Source organism: Pseudoalteromonas sp. SR44-2, from assembly GCF_014163745.1.
Lineage (GTDB): Bacteria > Pseudomonadota > Gammaproteobacteria > Enterobacterales > Alteromonadaceae > Pseudoalteromonas > Pseudoalteromonas distincta.
The window spans coordinates 258,253-273,915 of sequence record NZ_JACJDW010000001.1 but is presented as its reverse complement, the minus strand read 5'-3'; the positions used below and the strand labels follow the sequence as shown (position 1 = coordinate 273,915).

At 40.0% G+C, this 15,663-nt stretch carries 9 protein-coding genes; 5 read left to right on the top strand and 4 right to left on the bottom strand.

Translation table 11 applies throughout. From position 1 onward, the window contains the following. Window positions 1-12: 12 nt before the first annotated feature. The 3 genes from H5115_RS01065 to H5115_RS01055 all read right to left on the bottom strand — a co-directional run bounded on the left by H5115_RS01065 (window position 13) and on the right by H5115_RS01055 (window position 5,222). Window positions 13-3,663 carry an SbcC/MukB-like Walker B domain-containing protein gene (locus tag H5115_RS01065; protein WP_182753177.1) on the bottom strand — a complete coding sequence of 1,217 codons (3,651 nt, stop codon included), beginning with the start codon at window positions 3,661-3,663 and terminating at the stop codon, window positions 13-15. Next, entirely contained in the window at window positions 3,660-4,907 is a 1,248-nt protein-coding gene (locus tag H5115_RS01060) for an exonuclease SbcCD subunit D C-terminal domain-containing protein (protein WP_182753176.1), read from the bottom strand. The genes H5115_RS01065 and H5115_RS01060 overlap by 4 nt, the downstream gene beginning before the upstream one ends. Window positions 4,908-4,985: 78 nt before the next feature. Continuing rightward, on the bottom strand, window positions 4,986-5,222 hold the full coding sequence (locus H5115_RS01055) for a hypothetical protein (RefSeq protein ID WP_024600378.1): 237 nt from the start codon (window positions 5,220-5,222) through the stop codon (window positions 4,986-4,988). A 580-nt stretch (window positions 5,223-5,802) separates the two neighbouring features. Between H5115_RS01055 and H5115_RS01050 the strand changes: the two genes are divergently transcribed. From H5115_RS01050 to H5115_RS01035, 4 genes are all read left to right on the top strand, one after another. After that, a complete protein-coding gene (locus H5115_RS01050) occupies window positions 5,803-8,250 on the top strand; it encodes a M1 family metallopeptidase (protein ID WP_182753174.1) in 2,448 nt (815 codons plus the stop codon). After that, on the top strand, window positions 8,250-8,744 hold the full coding sequence (locus H5115_RS01045; RefSeq protein WP_165744006.1) for a DUF6702 family protein: 495 nt from the start codon (window positions 8,250-8,252) through the stop codon (window positions 8,742-8,744). The genes H5115_RS01050 and H5115_RS01045 overlap by 1 nt, the downstream gene beginning before the upstream one ends. 321 nt (window positions 8,745-9,065) lie before the next feature. After that, window positions 9,066-9,683, top strand: a complete 618-nt coding sequence (locus H5115_RS01040) for an HAD family hydrolase (protein WP_182753172.1) — start codon at window positions 9,066-9,068, stop codon at window positions 9,681-9,683. A 145-nt stretch (window positions 9,684-9,828) separates the two neighbouring features. Beyond that, window positions 9,829-10,554 (top strand): YebC/PmpR family DNA-binding transcriptional regulator, encoded by a 726-nt coding sequence (locus H5115_RS01035; RefSeq protein WP_002959197.1) that lies wholly within the window; start codon window positions 9,829-9,831, stop codon window positions 10,552-10,554. 210 nt (window positions 10,555-10,764) lie between these two features. On the opposite strand, the gene H5115_RS01030 is transcribed toward H5115_RS01035, so the two are convergent. Beyond that, window positions 10,765-12,954 carry a malate synthase G gene (locus tag H5115_RS01030; protein ID WP_182753170.1) on the bottom strand — a complete coding sequence of 730 codons (2,190 nt, stop codon included), beginning with the start codon at window positions 12,952-12,954 and terminating at the stop codon, window positions 10,765-10,767. 401 nt (window positions 12,955-13,355) lie between these two features. Here H5115_RS01030 and H5115_RS01025 point away from each other — a divergent pair, with 401 nt between their 5' ends. Continuing rightward, on the top strand, window positions 13,356-14,957 hold the full coding sequence (locus H5115_RS01025; protein WP_182753168.1) for an isocitrate lyase: 1,602 nt from the start codon (window positions 13,356-13,358) through the stop codon (window positions 14,955-14,957). Window positions 14,958-15,663: the final 706 nt, after the last annotated feature.

Here is a 15,663-nt window from a genome sequence, read left to right as displayed (position 1 = left end):
CAGTAATGTTGCTTATAAAACTTCAACTGTGGAATATCCACCTGGCTTTTTGGCTACATGCACTTGAGTGGCTACACGCTCGCTCATTTGTGTTACGTGCGATATAACGCCTACTTTTCTGCCTTGTGCTTGCAAAGAATCCAAAGCGTCCATTGCAATGCTTAGGGTTTCGCTGTCTAACGTACCAAACCCTTCGTCAATAAACAAAGAATTGATTTGTACTTTGTTAGACGAAAGCGATGCTAAACCAAGTGCAAGCGCTAGCGATACTAAAAATGATTCACCACCCGAGAGCGTATTAACAGAGCGTTGCTCGTCGGCCATGTCGCGGTCGATAATTGCAATGTCGAGCGTTTGCGCTATGGCGGTTAATTCGTAGCGTTTGTTGAGTGTTTTTAAATGACTGTTGGCATAGTGCAGTAATATTTTTAACGTTTGTGTTTGTGCTAAGTTACGCATGGTTTTACCCGTTGCATCGCCCAATACTTTATTAAGCAAATGCCACTGCTCTACCTGTGTTTTAAGCGTAGTTAACTCAGCTTGTTTGCCTTCAAGCGCCTTTGCGTTTTGATTGTGTTGCTCAATAGCGGTATTAGTTGCTAGTAATGAATTTTGCAGCTGCGTTTGTTGCTCATTTAAGCTGCTTAATTGCGTACTTAAAGCCTCTGCACTTTGTGTTGGCTTATCGCTACTGTTGTGTTTTTCAAGCGTAAGTTGCTGCTGTTTTAATGCGGCATTTGCATCTGTTAACGCTTGAGTTAACTGCTCGTGTTGATTTAAATGCGCCTTAATAGTCTCGCTACTTAGCGTTAGTAAAATTTTGACCTGTTCGTGCGTTACATCGCTGTATTGCGCTTTAAAGTCAGCAAACCACTGGTTATAACGTGCTTCAAGGGTTGCTAGTTCTTGGCTGTTTTCAAGTAAGCGTTGCTCTACATTTTTAAGCGTTATAGCGTGCTCATCTCGTTGTTTTATCGCGTCGTCATAGGCTTTTTGACTCGCTTGAACCTGCGATTGTTTTTGCTCTTGCTCACTTGTGAGTTTTGCTTGGTAGTCGTCTGCGCTTATTTGCTCGTTATTAAATAAAGCTAAGCGCTCACTTTGTACAGCGTCTAATAGCTCTTTTGCTTTTACAAACTCTTCATTAAGTACTTTTAGCGATTGCTCGCTTTTACTAACAAGCGGTGTGAGCTGCTTTATTTGCTCATTAGCTGTGTCTTGGCGCTTTTGGCTTTGCTCAAGTTGCGTTTGAGTTTGCTGATACTGCGTAACCTGCTCGTTCAGCTCGCTAAGTTCAAGCGTATTGGCTTGTAGTTGCTGCCAAAAATCACTGTTTTCAAATTGATTATTGAGCGTTGTACCCAGCTCGTTAATTTGCGCACTTAGCTCGCTATGCTTACTCGTTAACTGGTTTTGCTGATGTGTAAGCTCAAGGTGTTTATTACTCAGTTGCTGCTGTACTTGCTGCTCTGCTTTAAGTGCTGCTTGTAGCTCGTTTACTTTGGTTTGCAGTGTACGTTGGCGTTTTTGTTGCTCAAAGTATTGCGCTTTTTGCTGCGTTAATTGCTTATAAGTTACTTCAAGCTGATCAGGCGTTAAGTCGTTAAGCTCTGTGCGTGCGCCTTGCATGGTATTTTTAATGTCGAGCTGTTTAGCTTTTGCTGTTTGTATTATTTGCTCAAGTTGTCCGTGTTCAGCAGTTAATACAGCATGTTGAGTTTGGTGCTTATGCAGCTCGCTTTGTACATGGTCAAATTGCTTTTTAGCGGCATTAAAAGCATTTTCAAAATCAGTAATTAAGTTATTTAATTGCTGATTTTGATTTACCGCATACGGGTGCTCAGTTGCGCCGCACACTAAACAAGGCTCATTAGGGCGTAGCTCAGTCCGCAAATGCTCTACGTTTTCGCTGGCTCTTAAGCGCGCTTGGTTAAGTGCGTACTCGCTACCTTTAAGCGCTTGCTCGCTGGTTATTAAATTTTGGATAAGTAAAACATGAGCTTGCTGACTTTCATTTAACTGCTGATTGAGTACTTGCTGGCGTTGAGTGCTTTGTTTTAGTTCTGCGTTAAATTGCTTATAGCGCTCTCGCTGCTCTTTTAAGTAATCAATACTTTTTAACTGCGCGTCGCAGTGCTCTGCATTAAATTCATTAAGCTGAGTATTTAATGCCTGTAAAGTTGATTGCTCACTACTAAGTGCCGCCTCGCACTGCTGCACTTTATTATTTTGTGTATTTAAAAGCTCACTCTGACCCGCAAGCTCGGTATTAAGAGTTTGGCTTTGCGCAGCGTTTGCGTTTAATTGCTGCTGTGCATTTAAGTAGGTATTAAAGCTTTGCTGATAGTAGCTCCAGTCTTTTGCTAAAACATGCAGCTGTGCATGCTCATTAAGCCATTGCTGGCTTTTAGTTGAGTCGGCTTTAACAATTTCCAGCTCGTTATTACTTTGTTTAAGCTGCAAATTAAGCTCATCAAACTGAGATTGCTCTTTGGTTATTTGCGACTCAGTACCTTTTACAGCTTGAGTTTGCAAGGCAATGTTACTATCGAGCTCTCTCGCTTTAGCTATAATAGGCGCTGCATTTTGTTTTTGCTCATTGGCGTTATTAAGTAGCTCAGTATGCTTAGCTAGCGCGGTATTACGCTCGTTAATTACCGCTAAATGATCAACACTTTTAAGTGATGTTATTTGCTGATCCAACGCCGTATTTTGATCGGTTAATTGAGCAAAACGGCTGCGGTTATCTTTTATTTCAAGCGCTTGTTTAGCTTGTTTTGCCTGCTCGCTTTGCTCAACGATACTTTCAAGCGCTGAGCTTGCTTGTTGCTGGGTTTGCTGTGCTTGCAGTAAATTTTGCTCAAGCACTGTAGCTTGCTGATACCAGTTAAGTGCTTTTTCGGTTTTGGATAACTCTTTTTTAGTGTGTTCGGTTTGCGCTTTTAAATCGGTTAACTTGGTTTGTTGTAGCTCAAGTTCATCGCTCGTTAGCAAAGTATAGCTTTCAAGGCCAGCTTTAAGCGCTTCAAGCTTTGCTACTTGCTCTTTATGGCGCTCAAAAATACGCACGCCAATACGGCTAAATTTATCGGTGCCTGTTAAACACTCTAAAAGCTGCGCTCGCTCATCGCCAGTGGCTTTTAAAAATGCAGCAAACTCATGTTGTGCTAAAAGTACGGCGCGTGAGAACTGCTCAAAGTTAAGCCCTATTTTACTCTCGACTTCTTTTATTGTGTGGCTTTTGTCAGCTATAAGGGTTTCGTCTGGCAGGGTTACTAATGTGTGCTCTGCTACTTTAAGTTTGCCTGTTACTTTTTTATGAGTGCGTGAAACTGTATAACGTGCACGATAAAGCTGTTTATCTTGCCCTAAAAAGTCAACCTCGGCGTGGCCTTCCCATGTACCTCTGCGTAGTAGGTTTCGCGCATCATTAAGCTTAATGCTGTCGCCATTAAACTCAATTAAGTTACCTTTATCGCCGCGTAGCCTCGCTGTTTTTGTATAAAGGGCTAAACAAATCGCATCTAAAAAGGTACTTTTACCAGCGCCGGTATCGCCTGTTATTGCAAATAAGCCTGCATCTTTTAATGGGGCTTGAGTAAAGTCTATTTCAGCATCAACTATTGAAGCTAAATTATGAATACGAACTGCGGTTATTTTCATAGTTGCTCTTGCTCCGTAAGCTCGTTTATCACGTCACTTAAAAGTGCTTTTAGCTCATCGGGTACGCTTTGCCCTGTCATATCTTTATCGTTTGCGAACGCTTGTTCTAATAAGTTAAGCGGGTTGAGCATTTCAACCTCGCTTAAATCTTCAAATACGGTGTTGTCGTCATTTTGCGCTGATTGCTCGCGTACGCGTTCAATACCACAAAATTTAATATGCTTACCTTCAAGCGCTTGTTCTATTTGTTCTCTGAAGGTGGTGTCGGTATCGCTTGATTTAAGCTTTACACGTAAATAAGGCGCTACTGTATTTTGTGATGTGTCGAGTGCTTTAATTTGCTCACATAGTTCATTTAATGGCACGCATTCCCCTTTTGGTAAAACAATTACATCGGCAGAGCGCGGAATGTAAAGGGGGTTTACAGTAGTGCTAATATGTTGTTTTTCATCAGTAATAAACTCAATAACATTTACTTGGTGCGTGTAGTTACGTTCTGAAAACGACATAGGTATGGGTGTGCCACTGTAGCGAATAACATCGCTTTTAACGACTTGTTGCGCTTTGTGTAAGTGCCCAAGGGCAACATAGTTGGCTTGTTTACCAAATACATTGGCTGAAATAGACTCCTCACCACCTATTACTAAGTTACGCTCAGAATCACTTGAGATATCCCCGCCTTTTGCGTGTAAATGCCCCATAACTATTAGTGGTGAGTTTTGCTCGTTTATATTAGTAGCTTGCTCTAGTGCAAGTTCATAAGCTTTCGCAACGCCTTGAGCGTAACTAGGACCGCTTTCGGTTTGGCTAAGTAAACTTACATCGCTTGCACGTAAAAATGGCATAGCGACGATTACAGCGCGTTTACCATTGGTATCTATGGTAATAACAGTTTCATCGGGTGTCGCGACATCAAAGCGCCCTACTACGTGTGTATCAAATTGCGCTAGTAATGGCTGAGCTGCCAAAATACGATTTGCAGAGTCGTGATTACCCGCAATAATTACTATGTGTAATTGTGGGCATGCCTTTTTGGCGTCTTTAATAAATTGATAAAGCTGATTTTCGGCGCTAGCGCTTGGAGTCGCTGTATGATAAATGTCGCCAGCAACTAAAAGTAAGTCTATTTGTTGTTCAACAAGAGTGGCTAATAACCATGTAAAAAAAGCTTGATGTTCAACACGGCGATCGTGTTCGTAAAATTGTTGGCCAAGGTGCCAATCTGAGGTGTGGAGGACTTTCATGTCGCGCTCTTAATTAAACCGTAAGAGCGCCAATATACCCAAGGCAGTTAAAGATGCAAGCCTAAGCCGTGCATTACCTTAGGTTAAACTGTACCAAGCTGAAAAAACAACCGGTAATGCTAAAAGTGCCATTAATAATGGAATTTTTAACGTTTTAGTTTGTTTTGCGTGTAGCGCCTTTAATGCATTAGTTTCGTTGCACGCAGCTACTTTATCGATATAAAAATAACCCGAATCGAGATACTGCTTACAGTTATTCTCACTTGCTGGCACCGCAATTAGTTCTTGTTGTTTTTTTAGGATGTAAAAATCCATAAGCCCACCGCATTTCTTGCTAGTAATCGATATTAATTTGAGGATAAATGTGACGAATTTATTTGCCTCAAATAAAAAGGTTGGCGATTTTAAATATAAACTACACTAAAGATCAACCTAAAATTACACTATTTATCATTTATCGTAAAAATAGCGCATATTAAGGAAGTTCGGCAATATTTGAGCCAATAATTCAGCTGTTTTCACTGTGTTTTTGTTCAGTAGAGTGGGCTTTTAGCCCATTTTTCTTGTTGCAAATTAGAAATATTTATACGTAGTATTATTGGTTTACCTGATAATGCTAAAGCAATACTTTTTTAGCAAAGTAACTAAAGTTAATGTTCTTTTTTCAAGCTCTATAGCTTTGTATCTATTTGCTCAAAACCATTATTAAAACCCACTTTTGTAAACCCCCTTTACAGTTTTTATTTATTCGTATTTTGTTACAAAATAATTGTACTTTTCAATCTAATAAACTAAGTGAACATCACCCTAAAAATACGGTACTTGGTCGCTAATTTATTGAAGCTAACTGGTATATTTGTCAAAGTATGCTCACAAAATTATATTAGGACTAACAATGAAAAAAATAGGTCTTACGCTAAGTGCTTTTGTATTGCCTTTGGCAATATCTAGTGCGGCTATGGCGTCTTCAGTTGAGCAAACAAAAGGTACTTTTGTTGATAAATTTCGTCAATTAGACGAAGCGCTTCCTACACCCAATGTTTATCGTAGTGCCGCTGGCGAACCAGGTGAAAAATACTGGCAGCAACGTGTAAACTACGATATTGATGTAAAGCTAGATGAAAAAAAGCACCGTATTACCGGTAGCCAAAGCATTGAATATAAAAATAACTCTCCGCATACACTTAAATATTTATGGTTACAGTTAGATCAAAATATTTTTAAAAGTGATTCTATTGCCGAAACAACTAAAACGTTTAAAAGCACTTTAGAAAGCCTACCAGCTCAAAAGCCTGCTAAATTAAGTTTAGGTGACTTACGCCGTCAGCAATTTATGAGCGACAACGAACTGGGTTATACAATCAGTGGCGTAAAGGATGACGATGGTAAAGAGCTACGCGTAACTGTAGTTGATACTTTAATGCGCATTGATTTAAACGAGCCATTAAAACCAGGTAAAGAAGTAGAATTTAGCATGAACTTTGCCTTCAACATTGTTGAAGAAGATGCTGTAGGTGCACGTTCTGGTTACGAGCACTTTGAAGAAGATGGCAACGACATATTCTTAATTGCTCAGTGGTTCCCTCGCTTAGCGGCTTATACCGATTACGAAGCATGGACAAACAAGCCATTTTTAGGCTCTGGTGAGTTTACGCTTGAGTTTGGTGATTACGATGTTGAGATTACTGTTCCGGCAGATCACATTGTATCGGCAACAGGTAAGCTTGATAACGCGAGTAAAGTACTTACAAGTACTCAGCGCAAACGTTTAAAGCAAGCTGAAACATCTAAGCGTCCTGTGTTTATTGTTAACGCAGAAGAAGCGCTAGAAAACGAAAAAGAAGGCACCGACAAAACTAAAACGTGGCACTTTAAAGCACAGAATGTTCGTGACTTTGCTTGGGCGTCGTCTCGTAAGTTTATGTGGGATGCAAAAGGTTATCAACAAGGTGGTGACGTTCAGCCTTTAGTTATGGCAATGTCGTTCTTCCCTAAAGAAGGTGGTGACTTATGGAAAAAGTACTCAACTGAAGCGGTAGTACACACAATGGAAGTGTACTCTAAGTATTCTTTTGATTACCCGTACCCAACTGCACAGTCGGTTAACGGCCCAGTTGGTGGTATGGAATACCCAATGATTACCTTTAACGGTCCGCGTACTAAGTTACAAGATGATGGTACTCGTACTTATTCTCAGGCTGAAAAGCGCTTTTTACTTGGCGTAGTTATTCATGAAGTGGGTCATATTTACTTTCCGATGATTGTGAACTCAGATGAGCGCCAATGGACGTGGATGGATGAAGGCTTAAACAGCTTTTTAGATGGTGTTGCTGGTCGTGAATGGGATCCTACTATTCCTTGGGGTGTTGAGCCTCGCGATATAGTGAGCTACATGAAGTCAGAAGTCCAAGTACCAATTATGACTCAGTCAGACAGCGTATTACGTTTAGGCCCTAATGCTTATACTAAACCTGCCGCAGCCCTTAATATTTTACGTGAAGTGATTTTAGGTCGTGATTTATTCGACTTTGCATTTAAAGAGTATGCTCAGCGCTGGAAATACAAGCGCCCTACTCCAGCTGATTTTTTTCGTACAATGGAAGAAGCCTCTGGTGTTGATTTAGATTGGTTTTGGCGTGGCTGGTTTTACACCACAGACCATGTTGATATCTCTTTAGATAAAGTATATCAACTACGTTTAGACACTAAAAACCCTGATATTGATTACAGCCGTTTACGTGATATTGAAGCAGATAAGCCTACGTCATTATTTGTTGAGCGTAACCGCGCCGAAGGTAAAAAAACATGGGTTGAGCAAAACCCTGATGTTACCGACTTTTATGACGAAAACGACCGCTTTACTGTAACCAATAAAGAACGTAACTCGTACAATAAGTTTTTAAAAGGCTTAGAGCCTTGGGAGCGTAAAACGCTTGAACGTGCTTTAGATGAAGATAAAAACTACTACGTTATGGAATTTTCAAACCTTGGTGGTTTGGTAATGCCTATATTGCTTGAGCTAACATATGAAGATGGCACAACCGAAGAGCGTTATATCCCTGCTGAAATTTGGCGTCGTAATTATAAAAATGTTCAAAAGCTAATTGTTACCGATAAAAACAAACCACTTGTATCAGTTACTGTAGATCCAGGCTGGGAAACAGCTGACGTAGATGTTGAAAACAATAACTACCCTCGTCGTATTATTCCTTCACGTATTGAAGTGTTTAAAAAGGAAAAGAGTAAAGCTAAAGTAAGTCGCGATATCATGCAAGATATTAAAACTGAGCTTAAAACTGATGAGAAGAAAGACGAAAAAGATGACGGTGGGGAGCCGCAATAATGCGCTTTTTGCTTATTATTGTTTGCCTTTTAGTTGCTGCGCCAAGTATGGCGCATCAACTAAAGTCGTCAGTTACAACCGTGCTTTTTAATAAACGAACGCATAATGTTGAATTAATGCATCGCTTTTATTTACATGATACCGAACACGCCGTAGGAACATTATTTGAAGGCAAGATCGATATTATTAGTAATAAAGCCGACCAACAGCGTTTTGCTAAATATGTTGAATCGCACGTTGCTCTACAAACGTTAAGTGGTGAGCCTTTACCACTTAGCTTTGTAGGGGCGCAAGTAGATGGTAAGTTTTTTTGGGTTTACCAAGAAGCACCAATTCCTGAAAACATTGAAGGAATCAAAATGAGCAATGGCGCGCTTCGTGATTTATGGCCATCTCAGGTAAATATGGTAAACGTTGAGGGCAAAGGTAAGATTAAAACCTTAAACTTTGCACAAGATGATACTTGGCTCGAAGCCCGCTTTGAGCCAAATTAGTAGTTAAAACTTCCCCAACCAACGCGCACTGCAGTTAATGTGCGCGTTTTCTTCAAACGTTTAAACTGCGTTCATTTTAGATCTGGTATATGTAAATTTACGTAAAAATTGGTAGTTCAATTTGTATATTTACCATTTTTTGCGCATGCTACAATTACCAATTATATTTACTGTATTATCAATAGATTGATAGCAGTGCAAATAAATAATTTAAATATAGTTAGTTTCATTTATCCCTTTAGCTGTAACTAGCTAGGGCATAAGCAGTAGAGAATTTTATGTTTAAATTTTATTTAGTAATAACTAAATTCAGGGAATGATATGACGACTCAGATTGAGGCTATTTTTGGAGTGATTTTTGATTTGGATGGAACATTGGTTTCATCAGAATTAGACTTTGCATTAATAAAGGCCCAAATAGGTTGCCCTTGTGAGCAAGACTTACTTGATTACATTGCTAAGTTGCCCTCACCGTATATGCGTGAAGAGGCAATGAATATAGTTCACCAACACGAATTAATAGACGCACAACATGCCAGTATATTACCTGGGGTGAGTGAAGCTATTAATGCTTTAAAGTCTAAAAATATACCGATGGCAATTGTTACTCGCAATTTTGATAAAGCGGCTGCAATTAAATTACAAAATAACCCACTTCCTATTAGTACAGTTTTAACGCGAAGCGATGCTCCTGCAAAACCAGATCCTAGTGCTTTGAATGCTATTGCTACACTTTGGAACATTAATGCTAGAAATTTACTTTATGTAGGCGATTACCTTTACGATATTCAAGCTGCGCATAATGCAAATATGCGCGCATGTTTATACGCTCCAGAGTTGACGCCAGCCTACGCCGATCAGGCCGATTACGTTTTACATGACTTTGCTGACTTAGTGACATTAGTTGAGAGTTATTCTGAAAAAATAGAGTTATGTTAAATAGCGTGCCATTTGATTTATTCTGACATAAGTTTGTAGTTATAAAAGTTTTTATTAATCAAGTTTTGCCCATTGCGGAGCTAGCCCAATACGTTTTGAATTGGTAAAATACCGCAAAACGTAACGTATTCATTAGGGGCACAAAATGGGCAGAGCATTTGTAGTTCGTCAAAGTTCTATGATCAAAACAGCCAATGCAAAAACAAAAGTAAACTCAAAGTACGGCAAAGAGATTTACGTTGCAGCAAAAAGTGGTGATCCCGATCCCGAAGTAAACCAAACACTTCGCCGTCTAATCGAAAAAGCTAAAAAAGACCAAGTACCCGCACACGTTATCGAAAAAGCAATTGAAAAAGCAGCCGGTGGCGCAGGAGAAGATTACTCTGTTGCCCGTTATGAAGGCTATGGCCCTGGTAACTGCATGGTTATTGTTGACTGTTTAACAGACAATCCAAACCGTACTATCAAAGATGTACGTTTGCCATTTACTAAAACAGACTCAAAAATTGGTACTCCTGGCTGTGTAGCGCATATGTTTGATCATTATGCGGTACTTGGCTTTGCAGGCGATGACGATGAAGTCGTATTAGAAGCACTAATGATGGCTGATGTTGATGTAAGCGATGTTGAAGCCGAGGACGGTAAAATATCAGTATTTGCACCGCCAACAGAATACTTTAAAGCTAAAACTGCCCTTGAAGACGCATTTGAAGGCATTAACTTTGAAGTAGATGAAATTACGTTTATTCCTCAAGTTAATATTGAAATTGAAGACGAAGAAGTTATTGCTAACTTTGATAAGTTTATAAATATGCTTGAAGATTGTGACGATGTACAAAATATTTATCACAATGCCATTGTAAAAAATTAAATGTAAACGGTTAAAAGCTTTAAAAAGCGTGTTTTGTGTATGCAAAACACGCTTTTTTACGTTTGAATAAATGTTAGATATTCATGTGTATTATGCTTATTTGAATATATATTTTTAAAATGCCTTAAAAGTGCTGTTATTCTAATTTTAGGCGATAAAAAACCAGCTTAAAAGCTGGTTTAGTACTTAATTTTAACTTTGATTAAGCGGTTAAAGCGTATTCGTTTTTTGTGCTTTATATTTTATACGGTAGCTATGTAGTAGTGGTTCAGTGTAACCACTAGGTTGCGTTACGCCCTCTAAAACCAGTGCAGTAGCGGCTTGAAACGCAATGCTGTTTTTAAGGGTTTCTTCGCTTGTTGCCATGGGTGTATACGCAGTGTCGTGCTCGTTTTGACCATCAACTACTTTGGCCATTTTAGCCATTGTTGATTTTATTTGCGCCTGTGAGCACACGCCATTTAGTAACCAATTAGCCATATGCTGGCTTGAAATACGCAGTGTTGCTCTGTCTTCCATTAGCCCGATATGGTTAATGTCGGGTACTTTTGAGCAGCCTACGCCTTGATCAATCCAGCGTACAACGTAACCTAAAATACCTTGTGCGTTGTTTTCAAGTTCGCTTTGAATATCTTCTTTTGAAAGCGTTTTAGGGTCTGTCATTAGCGGCGGAGTAAGCAAGTCATTAAGGCTCGCAATAGTACGTTTAGCTATACTTTGCTGCTCAGTAAATACGTTTATATCGTGATAATGCATTGCATGCAGGGTAGCGGCTGTAGGGGAGGGCACCCATGCTGTATTAGCGCCTGATTTAGGATGAGCTTGTTTTTGCTCCATCATTAATGCCATTTTATCTGGCATTGGCCACATGCCTTTACCTATTTGTGCTTTATGACTTAAGCCACAAGCAAGGCCAATATCGACGTTGCGATCCTCATAAGCTTGTATCCATGGTTGCTGCTTAATTTTTGCTTTTGGAAGCACAATACCCGCTTGCATAGAGGTATGGATTTCATCGCCTGTTCTATCTAAAAATCCAGTATTTATGAATACAACACGCTCCTTAGCTGCATAAATACAGGCTTTTAGGTTTACAGATGTACGGCGTTCTTCATCCATAATCCCCATTTTAAGCGTGTTTTTAGGTAAGCTTAACGCTTCCTCTACTAAGCTAAATAAAGTGTTAGTAAACGCCACCTCTTCAGGGCCATGCATCTTTGGTTTTACTATATTAATACTTTGCGCGCTTGAATTTTTGATACCTGTTTTTTTATTTAGGTCGTGCAGAGCAGCTGTGGCTGTAAACATTGCATCCATAATGCCTTCATATACCGGTTGCTTGTACACATCGGTAATAGCAGGGTTCGTCATTAAATGGCCAACGTTTCTAACAAACATCATGCTGCGGCCTTTTAAAGTAACTGTGCCACCATCAAGTGCGGTGTATGTTTTATCACTTTGCAGAGTGCGCTCTACTGTTTTATCGCCTTTTTTAAACGATTCAACTAAGTTACCTTGCATCAACCCAAGCCAATTTTTATAAACTTGTACTTTATCTTCTGCATCTACTGCAGCCACTGAATCTTCACAATCCATAATAGTGGTAAGAGCGGCCTCAAGCACTACATCTTTTAAGCCAGCTTTATCAGCTTGGCCAATCATGTGGTGGTGATCGATATGTAGCTCTATGTGTAAATCATTGTTTTTTAATAACACTACGGTTGGGTTTTGTGCTTCACCTTGATAGCCAATAAGCTGAGATGGGTTAGCTAATGTGGTTTGAGAGCTATCACGCAACGTAATTAAAAGTGCGCCATCTACTACTGAATAATTAGTGCTTTCTATATGCGAGCCATTGGTCAGCGGCAATGCTTTATCTAAAAACTGGCGAGCGTAGGCCATTACCTTAAAACCACGAACAGGGTTGTAGGTATTACCTTTTTCAGCCCCGTCATCTTCGCTTAACACATCAGTACCATATAAGGCGTCGTATAACGAGCCCCAGCGAGCGTTAGCGGCATTAAGTGCAAAGCGTGCATTACTTACAGGCACAACCAACTGAGGGCCTGCTGTAAGGGCCACTTCGGGCTCTACATTTTGGGTTTCAATTTCAAAGTTGGCAGGCTCTTTAACTAAATAGCCAATATCTTGCAAAAAGGCTTGGTATTTAGCGCTATCCCAGGTTTTATTAGCTAGATGATAGTCATCTATTTGCTGTTGAAGCAGCTCTCGCTTTTCAAGCAGTGCCTTATTAGTAGGGGTAAGTGTTTGAACGATATGTGCAAAACTTTGCCAAAATTGTGACTCACTTAAGTGAGTGCCTGGTAGTAATTGATTTTTAACGAAATCAGCGAGTTGTGTGTCTACACTGAGTCCTGAATGTGTGAGAGTGTGGGACATAGTTGCCTTCCTTTAAACGGTCGCGATGTTGTTGTGTGCTTGTGCGTAAGGAAACAATAACTCAAAAAGGCAATGTTGAGTGCTTTTTAGCCATTCACAAAATGTATAGCCACAATAACAACTATAAATTTACTAAATCTAGAAAAGGAGCCTAATGTTGAATTAAGCGCTACGGAACACACTCCTAGCCACTCTCACAACATTAAAATAATTTATACCAATCTGCTTATGTATGGGGTCTATTTAACGTTAAGAAAATTACGCTAGAGCTAGGCAAAAATTTTTGTATCTAGTTATTCTAAATAAAAAATTTTTAACGACGTTATAGTGCAATTTAATTCGTTAAATTGATCAAAGATTTATGCAGGTTGGTATTACACACTCGTTCGAAGGATTTTATTATGACAACATATCAACGCGAAACAGACACACTTTCTACTCTTTGCCAAACACAAGGCAGCGCATGGAAAGCTATTAACCCTGAATACGCAAGTCGCATGCGTTTACAAAACCGTTTTCGCACAGGGATTGAAATTGCGCAATACACAGCAGACGTAATGCGTGAAGATATGGCTGCATATGACGCCGACACAAGCCAGTACACGCAATCTTTAGGCTGTTGGCATGGCTTTACTGCCCAACAAATGATGATGGCTATTAAGCGCCATCAAAAAACAACTAAACGCAGCTATGTATACTTAAGTGGCTGGATGGTTGCAGCGCTTCGCTCTGCATTTGGTCCGCTGCCAGATCAAAGCATGCATGAAAAAACATCGGTACCTGCGCTAATTGAAGAAATTTACACGTTTTTAAAGCAAGCTGATGCACGTGAACTAGATCACTTGTTTAACGACCTAGATGAAGCAAAAGCGAACGGCGGCGATGTTCAAGCTGTTATTGATAAAATAGACAACTTTGAAACCCATGTGGTGCCAATTATTGCTGATATTGATGCCGGTTTTGGTAACGAAGAAGCAACTTACTTACTGGCTAAAAAAATGATTGAAGCCGGTGCGTGTGCCATTCAAATAGAAAACCAAGTATCTGACGCCAAACAATGTGGTCACCAAGCGGGTAAAGTGACCGTTCCACACGAAGACTTTTTAGCAAAAATTAACGCAGTACGTTACGCCTTTTTAGAGCTAGGTATTGATAACGGCATTATTGTGGCACGTACAGATTCATTAGGCGCCAGCCTTACTCAAAAAGTACCTGTGTCGCAAACACCAGGCGACTTAGCAAGCCAATACAATGCATTTTTAGAAACTACGCCAATTTACGGTGTTGATGATTTAAATGAAGGCGATACGGCAATGAAAATTAATGGCCAGTTATGTAAACCAACTCGCCTAGATAACGGTTTATACCAGTTCCGCGAAGGCACTGAAAAAGACCGCGTAGTATTAGATTGTATTACTAGCTTGCAGTCGGGCGCTGATTTACTGTGGATTGAAACAGAAAAACCACATGTTAAACAAATTGCAGAACTGGTAAATCGTGTAAAAGAACACGTGCCAAATGCAAAACTGGTATACAACAACTCGCCTTCGTTTAACTGGACGCTTAAGTTTCGTGAGCAAGTGTACCAAGAGTGGGAAGAAGCAGGCCGTGACCTTAGTGCTTACCCAAGCCTTGGCGATAATAAAGGCCTTATGGCACCAGAAATGGATGCAACAGAACTTGCACAAGCAGCCGATTTACTAGTGCAAAACTTCCAGCGCGATGGCGCACGTGAAGCAGGTATTTTCCATCACTTAATTACTCTGCCTACGTACCATACAGCTGCGCTAAGCACTGATATTTTATCAGAAGGTTACTTTGGCGATATGGGTATGCTGGCTTATGTACGTGATGTACAACGCCAAGAAATTCGCCGCGAGCAAGCTTCTGTTAAACACCAAGACCTAGCAGGGTCTAATATGGGCGATACGCACAAAGAATACTTCTCTGGTGATAACGCGCTAAAAGCCGGTGGTGAAGACAACACCATGAACCAGTTTTAATTCCTAACTAGATAGTGTTACTCAAGGGCCAATAGGCCCTTTTTTATTGTTTTAAATAAAGTTAGAACATTTAAGCACAATTACAGATCAGACTTTAACTAGGGCGTGTTGATCTTTGTGGATTGAAATTTGTTCAAACTAGGGGCGATTAAATCGCGGCGCGAGGTTTGTAACCTAGTGGGCAAAGTAAAAAACCGAGCAAAGCTTCCGCGTCCTGCTCACGCCCCTTACCTACATCCATGTAGGCAACAAAGAGTTTATCGTCCCTAGAAAGAACCCAGAGGGCAGCGCATGTTTGGTATTTATGCTACGTTATCGCCTATTCATGGGGAATAACCACACTACATAAGCTTCGCCTTGCCTAAAAACCAAACATACTGCTGCAAATTAACCAACCAAAGTTCAACACGCCCTTGCCAAATCATGTTGGATCACTATTTAACTACCTGAGTGAATTTACAGATCAGAGTTTAACTAACCTTTCATAAAGCGGCATATTTGGGATGATTTTGCTGTAAAAAGCGTTTACAACAACTTTAAAAGGCAGGTAAGTGACTGATTTTTGCTTTAATAGACAAACTTAGCGAATTTATAAACCGATTTTTTACTAACTTCTCCGTACGATAAAACAAAATTTTACTAACTGATAGGCTATAAACAGTGACTCAAACCGATTTTTTACCAACTCAAGTTGCAAAAAATGCTA

Excerpts from the sequence above, each read along its gene's own strand:
- H5115_RS01055 (WP_024600378.1), bottom strand. The coding sequence starts at position 5,222 with ATGGATTTTTACATCCTAAAAAAACAACAAGAACTAATTGCGGTGCCA.
- H5115_RS01050 (WP_182753174.1), top strand. The coding sequence starts at position 5,803 with ATGAAAAAAATAGGTCTTACGCTAAGTGCTTTTGTATTGCCTTTGGCA.
- H5115_RS01030 (WP_182753170.1), bottom strand. The coding sequence starts at position 12,954 with ATGTCCCACACTCTCACACATTCAGGACTCAGTGTAGACACACAACTC.
- H5115_RS01025 (WP_182753168.1), top strand. The coding sequence starts at position 13,356 with ATGACAACATATCAACGCGAAACAGACACACTTTCTACTCTTTGCCAA.
- H5115_RS01065 (WP_182753177.1), bottom strand. The coding sequence starts at position 3,663 with ATGAAAATAACCGCAGTTCGTATTCATAATTTAGCTTCAATAGTTGAT.
- H5115_RS01060 (WP_182753176.1), bottom strand. The coding sequence starts at position 4,907 with ATGAAAGTCCTCCACACCTCAGATTGGCACCTTGGCCAACAATTTTAC.
- H5115_RS01040 (WP_182753172.1), top strand. The coding sequence starts at position 9,066 with ATGACGACTCAGATTGAGGCTATTTTTGGAGTGATTTTTGATTTGGAT.
- H5115_RS01035 (WP_002959197.1), top strand. The coding sequence starts at position 9,829 with ATGGGCAGAGCATTTGTAGTTCGTCAAAGTTCTATGATCAAAACAGCC.
- H5115_RS01045 (WP_165744006.1), top strand. The coding sequence starts at position 8,250 with ATGCGCTTTTTGCTTATTATTGTTTGCCTTTTAGTTGCTGCGCCAAGT.